12 protein-coding genes are annotated in these 14,806 nt (G+C 74.0%); 6 read left to right on the top strand and 6 right to left on the bottom strand.

Going from position 1 to position 14,806, the window contains the following annotated elements:
- Window positions 1–36 precede the first annotated feature (36 nt).
- The 3 genes from MF672_RS51835 to MF672_RS26350 are packed head-to-tail and all read right to left on the bottom strand — an operon-like array spanning window position 37 to window position 5,018.
- Window positions 37–582: an SbcC/MukB-like Walker B domain-containing protein gene (locus MF672_RS51835; protein ID WP_308210516.1), complete on the bottom strand. Its 546-nt coding sequence runs from the start codon at window positions 580–582 to the stop codon at window positions 37–39.
- Window positions 534–3,908: an AAA family ATPase gene (locus tag MF672_RS26345; protein ID WP_308210517.1), complete on the bottom strand. Its 3,375-nt coding sequence runs from the start codon at window positions 3,906–3,908 to the stop codon at window positions 534–536. The genes MF672_RS51835 and MF672_RS26345 overlap by 49 nt, the downstream gene beginning before the upstream one ends.
- Complete coding sequence (locus MF672_RS26350; RefSeq protein WP_242380612.1) at window positions 3,909–5,018, bottom strand: exonuclease SbcCD subunit D; 1,110 nt, start codon at window positions 5,016–5,018, stop codon at window positions 3,909–3,911.
- Window positions 5,019–5,125: 107 nt separating this feature from the next.
- Here MF672_RS26350 and MF672_RS26355 point away from each other — a divergent pair, with 107 nt between their 5' ends.
- Complete coding sequence (locus MF672_RS26355; RefSeq protein WP_242380614.1) at window positions 5,126–6,625, top strand: alpha/beta hydrolase family protein; 1,500 nt, start codon at window positions 5,126–5,128, stop codon at window positions 6,623–6,625.
- A 7-nt stretch (window positions 6,626–6,632) separates the two neighbouring features.
- Here MF672_RS26355 and MF672_RS26360 read toward each other — a convergent pair whose 3' ends face one another.
- Both MF672_RS26360 and MF672_RS26365 read right to left on the bottom strand, forming a co-directional pair.
- Complete coding sequence (locus MF672_RS26360; protein WP_242380617.1) at window positions 6,633–7,562, bottom strand: alpha/beta hydrolase; 930 nt, start codon at window positions 7,560–7,562, stop codon at window positions 6,633–6,635.
- Between the two features lies 1 nt (window position 7,563).
- Window positions 7,564–8,427 (bottom strand): enoyl-CoA hydratase-related protein, encoded by an 864-nt coding sequence (locus tag MF672_RS26365; protein WP_242380618.1) that lies wholly within the window; start codon window positions 8,425–8,427, stop codon window positions 7,564–7,566.
- Window positions 8,428–8,564: 137 nt separating this feature from the next.
- On the opposite strand from MF672_RS26365, the gene MF672_RS26370 reads away from it, so the two are divergent.
- The 5 genes from MF672_RS26370 (at window position 8,565) to MF672_RS26390 (ending at window position 13,620) form a co-directional block, all read left to right on the top strand.
- Window positions 8,565–10,031: an LCP family protein gene (locus tag MF672_RS26370; protein ID WP_242380620.1), complete on the top strand. Its 1,467-nt coding sequence runs from the start codon at window positions 8,565–8,567 to the stop codon at window positions 10,029–10,031.
- 188 nt (window positions 10,032–10,219) lie between these two features.
- Complete coding sequence (locus tag MF672_RS26375) at window positions 10,220–11,194, top strand: ABC transporter substrate-binding protein (protein ID WP_242380622.1); 975 nt, start codon at window positions 10,220–10,222, stop codon at window positions 11,192–11,194.
- Entirely contained in the window at window positions 11,191–12,003 is an 813-nt protein-coding gene (locus tag MF672_RS26380; protein WP_242380624.1) for an ABC transporter permease, read from the top strand. The genes MF672_RS26375 and MF672_RS26380 overlap by 4 nt, the downstream gene beginning before the upstream one ends.
- Window positions 12,000–12,782 carry an ABC transporter permease gene (locus MF672_RS26385; protein WP_242380626.1) on the top strand — a complete coding sequence of 261 codons (783 nt, stop codon included), beginning with the start codon at window positions 12,000–12,002 and terminating at the stop codon, window positions 12,780–12,782. Before MF672_RS26380 ends, MF672_RS26385 begins: the two co-directional genes overlap by 4 nt.
- Before the next feature lie 58 nt (window positions 12,783–12,840).
- Window positions 12,841–13,620 carry an ABC transporter ATP-binding protein gene (locus MF672_RS26390; protein ID WP_242380671.1) on the top strand — a complete coding sequence of 260 codons (780 nt, stop codon included), beginning with the start codon at window positions 12,841–12,843 and terminating at the stop codon, window positions 13,618–13,620.
- A gap of 28 nt (window positions 13,621–13,648) precedes the next feature.
- Here MF672_RS26390 and MF672_RS26395 read toward each other — a convergent pair whose 3' ends face one another.
- The gene (locus MF672_RS26395) at window positions 13,649–14,758 is read right to left on the bottom strand and encodes a Fic family protein (RefSeq protein WP_242380628.1); all 1,110 of its coding nucleotides are present in this window, start codon (window positions 14,756–14,758) and stop codon (window positions 13,649–13,651) included.
- Between the last annotated feature and the right edge of the window lie 48 nt (window positions 14,759–14,806).

Genomic DNA, 14,806 nt, shown 5'->3' on the forward strand with positions numbered 1-14,806 from the left:
GACTCCTTAGCCTCGAAAGTGGTGAATCCGGGCAGATCATCCCACTCCGACGGCGGCGAGCGTCGAGCCTCTGCGCGTCTTCGTGACCTTGAGCTGGGCGGTGATGCGGGAGCGCAGCTCGGCGACGTGACTGACGATGCCGACCGCCCGGCCGCCGTCGCGCAGGCCGTCGAGGATGTCGAGGACGCCGTCCAGCGTGTCCTCGTCCAGGGTGCCGAAGCCCTCGTCCACGAAGAGCATGCCGATCTCCGCGCCGCCGGCCTCGGCCGTGACCACGTCGGCCAGGCCGAGCGCGAGGGCCAGGGAGGTGATGAAGCTCTCCCCGCCGGACAGGGTGGCCGGGTCGCGGTCGACGCCCGTCCAGCCGTCGCAGACCCGCAGGCCGAGCCCGCCGCCCGAGCGTCCGCGCGAACCGGCGGTCTTGCGCAGGTCGTGCCGGAGGAGGTAGCGGCCGGCGGACATGTGGTCGAGGCGTTCGTTGGCGGCGTCCACGACCTGGCGCAGCCGCTCGCCCAGCACGTACGACGACAGGCTCATGCTCCACTGGTTGTCGCCGGAGGTGCCGGTGGCCAGGGCCGCCATGCGCTCGGCGAGGCGGTGCCGCTCCTCGGCCGGCCGCCAGCGCTCGACGCAGGCCGCCAGCTCCGCGTGCAGCTCGGCGAGGCGGCGGGCGCGGGCCGCCGCGTGGTCGCGGACGCTCGCCAGCCTCGTGTGGGCCTGCTCGGCCGCCTCCCGCGCGGCCCCGGCGGCGGCCGGTCGGGCGCGGGCTCGGCGGCGGCGGCCGTCAGCTCGGGGTCGGCGAGGGCGGCGGTGACGGCGGCGTGCTCGTCGTCCAGCCGCCGCAGCGCCTCGGCCCGGCGGTCCCGCTCGGCGGGGCTGCGGTAGGCGGCCTCGGCCTCCGGCACGTCGGCGAACCCGGCCTCGGCCGCCGCCTCCCGCGCCTGGCTCCTGGCCCGGGCCAGCTCACCGGCCGCCGCCTGGGCCGCCTGGGTGGCCTCGACGGCCTCGCGCAGCAGCTCGGCCTCGTCGGTGAGCCTCGACAGGCGGGCCGCCAGGGTCGGGTCGTCGCCGCGCGCCGCGTCGAGACGGGTGGCGAGGCGGGCGGCGTCGGCGCTCAGCTCCTCGTGCCTCGTACGGCCGGCCGCCACCCGCGCGGCGACGCGGCGGGCCTGCTCCTCCAGCTCCCGCCGCTCCTCCCGCAGCCGCGCCACCTCCCGCGCCGCCGCCTCCTCCTGCCCCGCCGACCGCCGCAACCGGTGCAACTCCCGCTCGACACCCGCCAGCACCGCCTCGGCGTCCACCACGACGGCGTCGCCCCCCACCGCCCCCGCCATCGCAGCCCCGGTCACCTCGGCGCCCGAGGGCACCGCGTCGGCGTCGATCACGGGCGTCTCGTCTCTGGGGCCCGCCTCTGCGGGCGTCGCCCCTTCGAGCATGTCGCCGTGCCCCGGCCCGGGCCGGCTCGCCTTCCCGGCGCCGCTGTCAGTGGGCTCAAGCGCCTGACCCTCGGCCGCCCCCTTGCGGGGGTCGCTCACCGTCGCCTTCGGGCCGGGCGCGACGGGGCGGGCCTCCGGGGCCGGAATCGCCTGGGCGTCCGTGCCGGGAGCAGGGGTGGCAGGAGAGGAGCCGGGCGGGGAGGGGACGCCCGGTGGGGTGAGGGCGGTCTGGGCGAGGCGGGAGCGGAGGCGGGCGCGGTCGGTCTCCAGCCGGGTGCGGTGGGCGCGGTGGGCGGCCAGGGCCTCGGCGAGCTCCGTCGCCCGGTCCCGGACGCGTTCGCGCTCGGCCTCGACCCGTTCCAGCGCCGCCGCCAGCGCGGGCTCCCGCTCCGCCACCGCGTGCAGCCGGGACAGCTCCTCCTCCGCCCGGAGCACGGCCTCGGCGGCGGTCTCGGGGTCGAGGTCTCCGGTGGCCTCGACGGCGTCGGCGTGCCGGGACTCCAGGGAGGCCAGCGCCCGCTCGGACGCCTCCCGTTCGGCGAGGGCCCGCTCGTGGGCGTCCTCGGCCTCCCGCTCGTCCTCGGCGGACGGGGCGCTCGGGGCCGGCGAGGCGGGGTGCGGGTGGTGCTCGGAGCCGCACACGGCGCACGGGCGGCCGTCGGCCAGGTCGCGGGCCAGCTCGGCGGCCATGCCGTCCATGCGGGCCTGGCGCAGGTCGAGCCAGCGTTCGCGGAGGGCCTGGGCGTGGTCCACCAGCTCCTGGTGGGCGGCGGCGGCCGTCTCCAGCTCGGCGGCCAGGGCGTCGCGGCGGCGGGCGGCCTCCAGCGCGGCCCGGGCGGCGTCAACACCGGCGGACGCGGCCGGGATCGCGGCGGCCTGCGCCCGCACGTCCGCGAGGGCCGCGCCGGCGTCGGCGAGGCGGGCGGGCAGCTCGGCCTCGGCGGCCGACACCTCCGCCTCGCGCTGCGCCAGCGCCTCCAGCTCGGCCGCCAGCCGGGCCAGCTCGCGGTCGATCTGGATCAGGTCGGCGGCGGCGTCGCGGACGGCCTGGGCGGCCGGGATCCTGGCGGCGTCCGTACGGGCGCGGGCGAGCGCGGACTCGGCCTGCTCGATCAGGGCGGGCAGGGCGGCGAGGCGGGCGGTGACCCGCTCGTCGGCGGCCACCAGCTCGGCCAGCTCCTCCTCGACGCGCAGCAGGTCGCGCCGTACGACGGAGAGCCTCGCCTCCTCGGTCAGCAGCTCGGAGAGCCGGGCGAGCTCGGCCCGTCGCTCCCGCTCCAGCCGCGCCAGCCCGGCGACGGCGGGAACGCCCAGGCCGGCGACCGCGATCGCGTCCTCGGCGGCCAGGTCGGGCTGACCGGGCTGGAGGGTGGGGGCGTGGCTCGGGGGCGGGGGGTCGGGGAGGAGGGGGCGGGCGCGGGCGAGGGCGTCGGCGGCCAGGGCGCGGGCCTTGGCGGCGGCCTCCGCGCGTTGCCGGATGGCCGTGACCAGCGGGATCACCCGATCGGCCCGGGCGGCGTCGTCGAGGACGGCCTGGAGGTCGGCGCGTTCGTCGGCGCGTTCGTCCAGCATGCGGCGGGCGGTCAGGGCGTCGGCGTGGCGGCGCTGTCTGTCGGCGAGGGCGGCGGCCCGGTCGAAGCGCAGGCGGGTCTCGCGCAGCGCCCGCGCCGCCGCCTCGTGCTCCTCCTCGGCGCGGACGGCCACCGCGCGGGCGGCGGCGAGCAGCGCCCCCGCCCACCCCACGGCATCGGCCTCAGGGGAAGCGGCGGCCTGCGGGGGCGTCTTCAGGGGCGGGGTGAGGGTGTCGCCGGCGGCCTCCTCGACCCGCTGGATCGCGTAGTCGACCTGCCGCCGCAGCTCCTGCGCCTCCCGCCAGGCGAGCCGCCGCTGCTCGGCCAGCCATCCCTCCGCCGCCGTGAAGATCTTGACGGTGAACAGCCGCTCCAGCAGCCGCCCCCGCTCCTCCCCGTCGGCGCGCAGGAACTTGGCGAAGTCGCCCTGCGGCAGCATCGCCACCTGCCAGAACTGCTCGGCGTTCATGCCGAGCAGCCCGCCCACGAGGTCGCCCGCCTCGTCGAGCCGCGTCGTGAGCCCGGCCCAGGACGCGCCCTGCCGCTCGGCGACGACGACCTTGGCCTTCTCCTCGGTGAAGCCGCTGCCCCGCAGCTTGGGGCGCGACCACGCGGGCGAGCGCTGGATGCGCAGTAAGCGGCCCCGGATGGTGACCTCCAGCGTGACCGACGGCCCGGCCCCGGCGGAGGCGTGGTCGCAGCGCAGGCTGCGGGCGCTGTTGCGCTGCCCCGGCACCTGCCCGTACAGGGCGAAGCAGAGCGCGTCGAGTATCGTCGTCTTGCCCGCGCCCGTGGGCCCGTGCACCAGGAACAGGCCCGCCTCCGCGAGGGCGTCGAAGTCGACGGTCTCGGTGCCGGGGAAGGAGCCGAACGCCGTCAGCGTGAGCCGGTGCGGCCGCATCTACGCCATCGTCTCCTTCACCCTCGACGCCTCGATGGCCTGTCTTAGCAGGTCTTCCTCCTCGGGCGCGGCAGGCTCGCCGCGCACCTCGCGGACGAAGTCGAGGGCGACCTCCGCCTCGGGCCGGCCGCTCAGCCGCACGGGCTGGGCGGCGGGTGCGGCGCCGACGGGGTCGAAGGCGAGGGCGAGGGTGTGCGGGAAGCGGGCGCGCAGCCGGTCCATGGCCTGCTTGGGACGGACGGCGTCGGTGAGGGTGATGTGCAGCCAGTGGCCTTCGACGCCGGCGTGCCGCGGGTCGGCCAGCAGGTCGTCGAGCTCGCCGCGCAGCCGCGCGACGGGCCGCGGCACCGGCGCGGGCACGAAGTCGGCGCCCTGCCCGAGCGTGACCAGCCACGAGCCCTTGACGTGCCCCGCCTCGGAGAAGGAGTAGGCCAGCGGCGAGCCGGAGTAGCGCACGGTCTCGGACATGCGCTGCCGCCCGTGCAGGTGGCCGAGCGCGACGTAGTCGACGCCGTCGAAGGCCGTGAGCGGCACGTGCGCGACCCCGCCCACGCTGATGTCGCGCTCGCTGTCGCTGGCCTGCCCGCCGGTGACGAAGCAGTGGGACAGCACGACGGAGGCGCGCCGGCGGGCCGCGTCGGCGCGGACGCGGTCCATCGCGTACGTGATCGCCGCCGTGTGGCTGCGGTCGGGCAGCTCCCAGGGCGCCCGCACCAGCTCCGGCTCCAGGTAGGGGATGCCGTAGAAGGCGACGTCGTCGATCAGCACCGGCTCCCAGGCCCGCTCGGGCGCGCAGCGCACGTGCACCCCGGCGGGCTCGAACAGCGCCGACCCGAAGCGCAGCCGCAGCGCCGAGTCGTGGTTGCCGCTGATGAGCACCACCCGCGCCCCGGCCGCGCGCAGCCGGGCCAGCGCCTCGTCGAGCAGCGCGACCGCGTCGACGGGCGGCAGCGCCCGGTCGTAGACGTCGCCGGCGACGGCCACGACGTCGACCCGCTCCTGCCGCACCGTCTCGACCAGGTGGTCGACGAACGCCGCCTGCCCCGCGAGCAGGCTCTCGCGATGGAAGGTGCGCCCGAGGTGCCAGTCGGAGGTGTGCAGGATGCGCATGTCGCAGGAAACTAACAGCTCCCACCGACAAATGCGGCCCCACCCGTCCCACCAGCCGGGAGTAGGCTAAAAGATCCGCGGGCAAACCAACGCACATGGGGAGGCCGATGCGCACTGGCCGTGGCACCTTGAGCGTCGCCGCCGGCCTGGTGCTGGTGGCGCTTGCGACGGTCGGCTACGTTCTGCCGCCCGCCTTCGACCCCCCGCCGCTCAAGGCCGACCCCGCCTTCCAGGCCATCCCGCCGCAGCCGGCCGCCGAGCTGCGGCCGGTGCGCACCGACGGCGCGATCAGGCGGCAGGAGATCTCGGTCGCGGCCGAGGGCCAGCGGCTGTACGGGACGCTGCGCACGCCGCTGACGCCGGGGCGGCACCCGGCGATGGTGTTCGTGTCGGGGTCGGGCAACGGCTCGCGCACCGAGTTCACGCCGCAGGCGGAGTTCCTGGCCAAGGCGGGCGTGGTGACGGTCGCCTTCGACAAGCGCACGGTCGGCTACGACTTCCGCGAGCGCGACTTCGGCCTGCTCGCCGACGACGCCCTGCGCATGGTGGAGTACCTGCGCGCGCTGCCCGAGGTGGACCCGTCGCGGGTGGGCATCTGGGGCGTCAGCGAGGGCGGCTGGGTGGTGCCGATCGCGGCGGCCAGGAGCACGGCGGTCGGGTTCGTGGTGCTGGTGTCCTCCCCCAACGTCTCCCCGCTGCGCCAGGTCGCCTGGGCGCTGAACGAGCAGTTGCTGCGGCTGCGGGCCCCCATCGGCGCGCGCGACCTGCTGACCAGGGCGATGGGCGGCGTCGGCTTCACGTTCCTGCGCTACGACGCGATGCCCGCGTTAAGCCGGATCAAGGTGCCGGTCCTCGCGTTCTACGGCACGACCGACCCCTCGATCCCCTTCGTGGAGTCCACCAAGGCGCTCATCACCGCCATGGACCGGGCGGGCAACGACGCTTACACGATCCGGTTCATGGGCCAGGGCGACCACGCCATGCGGGTGGGCGGCGGCCCGTTCACCAAGGGCTACCTGGAGACCCTGGCCAACTGGATCACCGGCCTGCCGGGCACCGCGACCCCCGCGGTGCACATGGCGGGCGCCACCCCCGTGCAGCGGTTCGAGGCCACCGACGTGCCGGCCGCCCCCTGGTACGCGGGCGGCACGATGCTCGGCCTGACGATCTGCCTGGCCGCCGTCGGCTACGTGGCGGGCCCGGTGGCCGCCATCGTGGTCCGCCTGCGGGGCCGCAACCATCCCCTCGTCGTCGCCGAGGCCAACGCCCGGCTGTGGCCGCCGGTCCGGCGGCGCCTGGTCAGGATCGCGTGGACCAGCCTGGGGCTGCTGGTGTCGGTGCTGGCGTTCATCATGCTGCTGGTGCTGTTCTCGATCAACCAGGCGGGCGCGTGGCCGGCGGTGCTGGCCGGCTGGCTGGTGGTGCGCGTCCTGGCCGCGCTCATGCTGGTGCAGGAGGTCGCGGCGGTGGCGGCGGTGGTGTCGGCGCTGCGGGAGGGCATGCGGCCGGGCCGCTGGCAGCACGTCGCGGTGGCGGGCGTGCTGGGCGGCACCGGCCTGCTGATGGTGGCGGCGGCCTACTACGGCCTGTTCGCGTTCCCCTGGTAGTGGCCCGCTACGCCCCGTTCGCGTCGCCCTGGTGGACGTAGGCGTTCATCCAGCGGTCGAGCTCGGCGAAGACCTGCTTGCGCACGGGCTCGGCCGACAGCACCAGGTCGTGCACGCCGTCCTGGACGCGGACGCAGGTGACGTGCGGCCCGAGCGAGGTGGACCAGCGGGCGATGTGCGCGGGGTCGAGCACGACGTCGGCCGAGCGCGCCTCCGGGACGAAGTCGCGCACCCGCAGGCCCCGGGAGGAGGCCAGCACCAGCACGGGGACGTCCACCGCGAGCCCCCTGTGCAGCCGGCGCTGCGCCCGCCGGATGGCGGCCAGCCACATGGCGTGCACGGAGAACCCGCCGAGCGGCTTGAGCTCCAGGTCGTAGTCCCATTCGCCGCCGTGGTCGCGGTGCAGGGTCTGCCCGTAGACGGTGCTGACGCCGAGCGGCAGCGCCCGCCGCGTGTACGACAGCGGCGTCCGCAGCAGGTCGGCGGCCACGCGCATCGGCGTGGGCACGTTGAGGTCGAAGAACGGGCTGTTGAGCGCGAGGCCCTGCACCAGCCCGCGTCCGCGCACCCGGTCGGCCCAGAGCGCGGCGACCAGGCCGCCCGTGGAGTGGGCGTTGATCGTCAGCTCGTCGTGGTCGCGCCTGATGAGGCGGACGGCCTCGTCGATCTCGGGGAAGTAGTCGGTGACGCTCCTGATCAGGCCGCGGGTCTGGTGCGGCAGCAGGGAGCGGCCGTACTTGCGCAGGTCGAGGGCGTAGAAGTCGATGCCGCGCTGGACGTAGTGGTCGGCCAGGTGGTCCTGGAAGAAGTAGTCGGTGAAGCCGTGCAGGTAGAGGACCGCCCTGCGGGACCCGGCGGACGCCGTCCTGGCCACCAGGGTCGCGACGACCTCGCCCTCGAAGTCGTCGGGCAGGTGCAGCGTGGTGGTCTCGTACATGTCAGCCACCATAGGGATTGTCGGGCCAGGACGGTACACCGGGCGGCAGGTCCTCGCTGACCTTCATCGGGAAGTCGGCCTGCCGCTTCTCCAGGAACGCCGTCACCCCTTCGACGGTGTCGGCGGCGCCGCCCAGCTCGGCCATGAGCCGCGAGTCGGCGGCGTGTGCCTCCCACGGCGAGCTCGCCGACAGGCCGGACCACATCAGGCGGCGGATCGCGGCGACGGAGACGGCCGAGGTGTTGTCGGCGATCTCCCTGGCCAGCGCGTACGCGGCCGGCAGCAGCTCCTCGTCCGGCAGCACCCGGGAGACCAGCCGCCCGGCCAGCGCCTCGGCGGCGGGGAAGACGCGGCCGGTGGCGGCCCACTCCATGGCCTGCGCGATGCCGACGAGGCGCGGCAGGAACCAGCTCGACGCGGCCTCGGTGACGATGCCGCGGCGGGCGAAGACGAAGCCGAAGCGGGCCGACTCGGCGGCGAGGCGCACGTCCATCGGCAGGGTCATGGTGACGCCGACGCCGACGGCGGGGCCGTTGATCGCGGCGATGACCGGCTTGAGCGAGCGGGCGATGCGCAGCGCGACGGTGCCGCCGCCGTCGCGCGGCGCCCCCTCGACGGTCTCCACGCGGTGCTCGCGGTGGCCGAAGGTGCCGCCGCCCCCGCCGAGATCGGCGCCGGCGCAGAAGGCGCGCCCCGCGCCGGTCACGACGATCGCGCGGACCTCGTCGTCGGCGTCGGCGCGGTCGAACGCCTCGATGAGTTCGGCGCGCATGGTGTGCGTGAACGCATTCAGCCGCTCGGGGCGACACAATGTGAGGGTGGCCACACGGTCGGCCAGGTGGTACTCGATCTCGGTGAAGGCCATGACCGAATCTTATTCGGTCGTGGATGTTCACCCTCCGATAAAGACATATTTCGTATTCGGTGCGTAGGCTGCCCCCTCGATCCAGCCTACGGAGACTTTTACGGGGAAACGGGGATGTCGTGCAGGCAAAGGAACCGGTGAGCGCCGCGGCGGTCCTGGGCTGGCTGGCGCTGGCGGCGGTGGCGCCGGGAGCCGCGCACCTGCGCGCCGGCTGGCGCAAGACCGGGCTGGTCCTGCTCTCCTGCTACGCGGCCCTCCTGCTGGCCGCGCTCTGGGTGTGGCTCACGGTCGGCTTCGACGACCTCGCGGGCTCCCTGGTCGACGACACCGTGATGACGGCGCTCATCGCCGGCGCGGTCGCGCTCGGCGTGGCCTGGTTCGGGCTGATCGTGCACTCGTTCGTGGTGCTGCGGCCGAGCCGGCTGGCGCAGGGCGGGCAGATCCTCACCGGCACGGTGGCGGGGCTGCTCGCGGTGCTCGTGGTGGTGCCGTTCGGCGCGCTCGGCAACCTCGCGTGGACCGCCCAGGAGACGCTCAACAACATCTTCCAGGAAACGCCGAGCGACCCCGGCTCCCCCGCCGTGGCGCAGCCGAAGCCCGAGGACCCGTGGGCGGGCCGCGAGCGGGTCAACATCCTGCTGCTCGGCGGCGACGCCGACGACAACCGGGTCGGCGTCCGTACCGACAGCATGAACCTGGCCAGCGTGGACGTGCGGACCGGCAACACCGTGCTGTTCAGCCTGCCGCGCAACCTGGAGGACGTGCGCTTCCGCCCCGGCACCCCGATGGCGCAGCGGTTCCCCGGCGGCTTCCGCCTGCCGCCCGACCCCGGCGGCGGCCGCAGCGACCTGCTCAACAGCGTCTGGGAGTACGCCGACGCGCACCCGGAGATCTTCGGCGGCAGGCAGCACCAGGGCCCGAAGGTCCTCATGGACACGATCGGCTACACCCTCGGCGTCAAGGTCGACTGGTACGCCCTGGTCAACATGTGGGGCTTCGCCCGGCTCATCGACGCCATCGGCGGCATCACGCTCACGGTCGAGACGGACGTCGTGTTCGGCAAGTACAACGAGGGCCTGGTCAAGGCCGGCACGCGCCGGCTCAAGGGCGCGGACGCCATGTGGTACGCCCGCTCGCGCACCAACAGCGACGACTTCACCCGCATGCGCCGCCAGCGCTGCGTGCTGGGCGCGCTGCTCGACCAGGCCGACCCGGCGACGGTGCTCACCCGCTTCAACCGGATCGCCCTGGCCACCAAGGAGCTGATCAAGACCGACATCCCGCGCTCGATGCTGAGCAACCTGGTGCCGCTCGCGCTCAAGGTCAAGAACGCGAAGGTGACCAGCGTGCAGTTCGTGCCGCCGCTGATCAGCACCGGCTACCCCGACTGGGAGAAGATCCGCACCGTCGCGGCCAAGGCCCTGCGCGACTCGGCCGCCGCGAAGCCGGCCGTCGCGGCGACCGCGTCCGCCGAGCCGGCCGACGCCGGGGGCGGCACGTCCGCGAGCCCCGCCCCGAGGAAGACGCCGAAGAAGAAGCAGTCGTCGGCGACCGGGGACGACCCGGTCAAGGGCCTCACCGAGGGCTGCGGCGGCGCCCTGTAGCGGCCGCCGGCCCCGCCCGGACACCGTCCCGGTGTCCGGGCTTCTTTGTGCGCTTACTGTGGGCCATATTGTCAACAATCCTGCCGCGCTCGCTAGCCGGAGGCTTGTGATGCGGAGATGTTGCCGATATTGTCAACAATCTCGTCGTGAATCTCTTGCCCCCTGGAACGACGCCCTGGAGTGAGATCGTGTTCAAACCCCGCGCGGCCCTGGTCGCGGCCGCCGCCGTCCTCCTGCTCGCCGCGTGCGGCAGCGGTCAGAGCGCCTCCTCCGCGCCCGGAGCCTCCGACTCCGGCGGCGGCCTCAGCCCGGTGAAGGTCAGCGTCATCCCCATCGTCGACGTGGCGCCCATCTACCTCGGCGAGCAGCAGGGCTTCTTCGCAGCGGAAGGTCTCAAGCTGGAGCTGGTGACGGCCCAGGGCGGCGCGGCCATCGTCCCCGCCGTCGTCAGCGGCCAGGTGGACTTCGGCTTCAGCAACTTCACCTCGCTCATCATCGCCACGTCCAAGGGCCTGCCGATCAAGGTCGTCGCGCCCGGCGCCGCCTCCACCGGCGCCCAGGGCAAGGACTTCGGCGCGGTGGTCGTCAAGGCGGACAGCCCGATCAGGACCGCCGCCGACCTCGCCGGCAAGCGGGTGGCGGTCAACACGCTCAACAACATCAACGACACCACGGTCCGCGCCTCGATCCGGGCCGCCGGCGGGGACGCCAAGAACGTCGCCTTCACCGAGCTGGCCTTCCCCGACATGCTCGCCGCCCTGGAGAAGGGCAACGTGGACGCGGTCCAGGTCGTCGAGCCGTTCCTGGCCACCGCGAAGAAGAACGGCGACCGGGTCGTCGCCTCCAACTACGTCGACACCGCCCCCGACCTCGCCATCGCCGGGTACTTCACCTCCCGGCAGACCGCGACCGGCAAGCCCGACCTGGTCAAGCGCTTCACGGCGGCCATGCAGAAGTCGCTGGAGTACGCCGCCGGCAACCCGGACGCGGTCCGCAAGGCGCTGCTCTCGTACACGAAGATCGATGCGGCCCTGACCGGCTCGCTCACGCTCCCGAGCTACCCCGCGCGGGTCGATCGCGCGTCGCTGGAGACGTTGTCGAAGCTGGCCGTGCAGGACGGGCTGATCACCTCCGCCCCCGACCTGTCGGGGCTCGTTCCGTGACGGCCGCGACCCTCCGGCGCCGCTCCCCCCTGTCCTCCCGGCCGCCCTCCTGGCTGCTGGACCTGACCGGCCTGGCCGGGCTGGTCGCGGCCGTGGAGCTGGCGCCCCGGGCGGGGCTGGTGGACGAGAGGTACCTGCCGCCGTTCAGCGCCATGGCCGCCGCCCTGGCCGAGCAGGCGGGCACCGCGGAGTTCTGGCAGTCGCTGCTGGAGACGCTGCGCGGCTGGGCGATCGGCCTCGCCCTCGCCATGGCCGCCGGGGTCGCGCTGGGCCTGCTGATCGGCGGGATCCCGCTGCTGCGGGCCGCGCTGAGCTCGACGATCGAGTTCCTGCGCCCGATCCCGTCAGTGGCGCTGATCCCGCTGGCGGTGCTGCTGTTCGGCACCGACATGCGCTCGACGTTGCTGCTGGTGGTCCACGCCGCGTTCTGGCAGGTGCTGGTCCAGGTCCTGTACGGGGTGCGCGACGTGGACCCCGTGGCCCGCGAGACCGCCCGCTCCTACCGGTTCCGCCCGTTCACCCAGGTCCGGACCGTCACCTGGCCGACGGCGCTGCCGTACGTGCTGACCGGCTTCCGGCTGGGCGCCGCCGTGGCGCTGATCCTGGAGATCACCGGCGAGCTGATCATCGGCTCGCCCGGCCTCGGCAGGCAGATCGCGGTCGCGCAGAGCTCAGGGGCGGTCGCCTCGATGTACGCCCTGGTCATCGTGGTCGGCCTGATCGGCGTCGCGGTCAACGTGGCCGCCCGCGCCACCGAACGCCGGGTGCTGCGCTGGCACCCGTCCATCCGGAGGGACCTCGCGGCGTGAACGTCGGCAACCTCGCCCGCAAGGCCCTGCTCCTGCTCGCCGTGCCGGCGCTGCTGGTCGCCGCCTGGTGGGCGGCGACGGCGGGCGGCACGTCGTTCTTCTGGCCGCCGCTGAGCCAGATCCTCGCCGCCTTCGCCGAGACCTGGTTCAGCGCCCGCTTCGCCGCCGACGTGCTGCCCAGCCTGGGCCGGCTGCTGGCCGGCTACCTGGGGGCGGTCGCGCTGGGCGTCGCGCTCGGCACCGCGATCGGCTCGTCGCGGACGCTGCGGGGCGTGCTGGAGCCGGTCCTCGAGTTCTTCCGGGCCATCCCGTCGCCGGTGCTGGTGCCGATCCTCATGTTGTTCGCCGGCATCGGGGACGGCATGAAGATCCTGGTGATCGTCACCGGCTGCGTGTGGCCGGTGCTGCTGAACACCGTGGAGGGCGTCCGCGCCCTGGACGAGGTGCTGAGCGACACCGCCCGCAGCTACCGGATGCGCCGCCGCTCCCGCCTGATCCACCTCGTGCTGCGCGGCGCCGGCCCGCAGATCGCGGCCGGCGCGCGGCAGGCGCTGTCGATCGGGATCATCCTCATGGTGATCAGCGAGATGTTCGCGGCGAGCAACGGCCTCGGCTTCACCATCATCCAGTTCCAGCGCGGCTTCGCCATCCCGCAGATGTGGAGCGGCATCGTCCTGCTCGGGCTGATCGGCATCGCCCTGTCGGTCGCGTTCCGGGTGGCCGAGGCGCGGCTGCTGCGCTGGTACACCGGCTTGCGCACGTCACAGCGAGAGGGCTGACATGACCGCCGAACCCACGAACGCCCCGGCGCGTTCCGCCACCCCGTCCCCTGGCGTGATGCTGGACGTCCGCGGCCTGAAGAAGGTCTACGAGGGGCGGGGCCGCAGCGTCGAAGCGGTCCGCGACCTGACGTTCACGGTCGGGACGGGCGAGCTGGTCTGCATCGTCGGCCCCTCGGGCGCGGGCAAGACCACCCTGCTCAGGTGCGTCGCCGGACTGCTGGACGGCACGGCGGGCGAGGTGGTGCTGGAGGGCGAGGCCGTCACCGGCCCGCCGCCCGGCATGGCCGTCGTCTTCCAGGAGTACGGCCGCAGCCTGTTCCCGTGGATGACCGTGCGGCAGAACGTCGAGCTGCCGCTGAAGGAGAAGCGGGTCCCCAAGGAGCGCAGGCGGCGGCTCGTCCAGGACGCGCTGGAGGCCGTCGGGCTGGCCGAGGCGCAGGACGCGCACCCGTGGCAGCTCTCGGGCGGCATGCAGCAGCGCGTCGCCATCGCGCGGGCGGTGGCGTACGAGCCGCACCTGCTGCTGATGGACGAGCCGTTCGCCGCCGTGGACGCCCAGACCCGCGCCGACCTGGAGGACCTGGTGCGCGCGCTGTGGCTGCGCCTCGGCGTCACGGTGCTGTTCGTCACCCACGACATCGACGAGGCGGTGTACCTGGGGCAGCGCGTCATCGTGCTGTCGAACTCGCCGACGGTGGTGCTGGAGGACGTCCCGATCGACCTGCCCGCCGACCGCGACCAGCTCACCACCCGCTCCCTGCCCCGCTTCGCGGAACTGCGCGCCCACGTGTACGAACTCATCCAGCGCGCCAAATCCGGCCACCGCCCCACCTGACCCGCCCAGGAGCGGCCGGCGATGGGGCTCAGTGGCTCCGGTAGGGATCGACGTACGGCTTGGCCGATTGCCGGACGGACTCGGTGACGGGCCGCATGGCCGGTCCGGCCACGTAGTAGCGCCCTCTCGCCTGGCCCTCGGGGATCAGCCAGGCCAGCCGGCACAGCTCGCGGATGTCCCGGACGGCCTGCTGGCCGCTGAGGTCCGCGTCCTGCTGATAGACGGTCCGGCGCACGCGCGACTGCCAGAACGCGGGCAGGAGCGCGAAGACGACCCGCTCGTCGAGACCGTCCGCGACGGCCGCCTCCGACAGCGCCGACCATGCCCGGCTCAGGAGGTCGACCCTGCGGCGGGCCTGCTGGGCCTGGACGTGATGGGCGCGCAGGCAGAACCGGATCCACGCGTGCGTCGGGCGGCCGGGACTCCACTCCGGCCCGCCGACCTCTTCCAGGACCTGATAGTAGGCGTACGTGTTCTGGCCCCTGCCCAGCCATTCCTCGATGGAGGAGAACTCGGGGGGCAACAGGGCCTCTCTGGCGAAGACCAGGGTGGACAACGCGCGGGACATCCGTCCGTTCCCGTCCGACCACGGATGGATCTTCACCAGGTTCAGATGCGCCATGGACGCCCGGACCTGGACCGGAGCGTCCAGATCTCCTTCGTTGAGCCACTCGATCAGCTCGTCCATGAGATCGGGCACCACCGCGTGGTCCGGCCCGGTGTAGGCCGCGACGGCCGGGTCGTCGGGGCTGGTGACGTGAACCGGACCCTGGCGGAGGCGGCCGGGCCGTTTCCTCGGGTGGTGTTCCTGCATCATGAAGTGCAGGCCGTTGAGCAGGCCGAGATCGTAGCGGAAACTCGTGCCCGCGTCGGAGAGCGCCTGGATGTAGGTCATCGCCCGCCGGTAGCCCTCCACCTCGCGGCGGGTCGCGTCGCCGGTGTCGAGTGGGGGCTCCCCGGCCATCAGTGCCTCTACGTCTTCGACCGAGGCGGCATAGCCCTCGATGGTGTTCGAGCCCACGATGGCCCTGGCGGTGAGACTGCGGCGCAGCTGCTTCGTCCACTGCTCCTGCGGGCGGAGATGCAGGCGCAGATCGTGCCGCATCTGCTCGATCTCCTCCACCACGCGCACGTCCACGCCGGTCAGTTCAGGCGCCGCATAGAGCATGATGAAATGACACCATCA

The organism is Actinomadura luzonensis (assembly GCF_022664455.2).
GTDB classification, from domain to species: Bacteria; Actinomycetota; Actinomycetes; order Streptosporangiales; family Streptosporangiaceae; genus Nonomuraea; species Nonomuraea luzonensis.

Coding starts and splice junctions, on each gene's coding strand:
- MF672_RS51835 (WP_308210516.1), bottom strand. CDS start 582: ATGGCGGCCCTGGCCACCGGCACCTCCGGCGACAACCAGTGGAGCATG.
- MF672_RS26345 (WP_308210517.1), bottom strand. CDS start 3,908: ATGCGGCCGCACCGGCTCACGCTGACGGCGTTCGGCTCCTTCCCCGGC.
- MF672_RS26350 (WP_242380612.1), bottom strand. CDS start 5,018: ATGCGCATCCTGCACACCTCCGACTGGCACCTCGGGCGCACCTTCCAT.
- MF672_RS26355 (WP_242380614.1), top strand. CDS start 5,126: ATGCGCACTGGCCGTGGCACCTTGAGCGTCGCCGCCGGCCTGGTGCTG.
- MF672_RS26360 (WP_242380617.1), bottom strand. CDS start 7,562: ATGTACGAGACCACCACGCTGCACCTGCCCGACGACTTCGAGGGCGAG.
- MF672_RS26365 (WP_242380618.1), bottom strand. CDS start 8,427: ATGGCCTTCACCGAGATCGAGTACCACCTGGCCGACCGTGTGGCCACC.
- MF672_RS26390 (WP_242380671.1), top strand. CDS start 12,841: ATGCTGGACGTCCGCGGCCTGAAGAAGGTCTACGAGGGGCGGGGCCGC.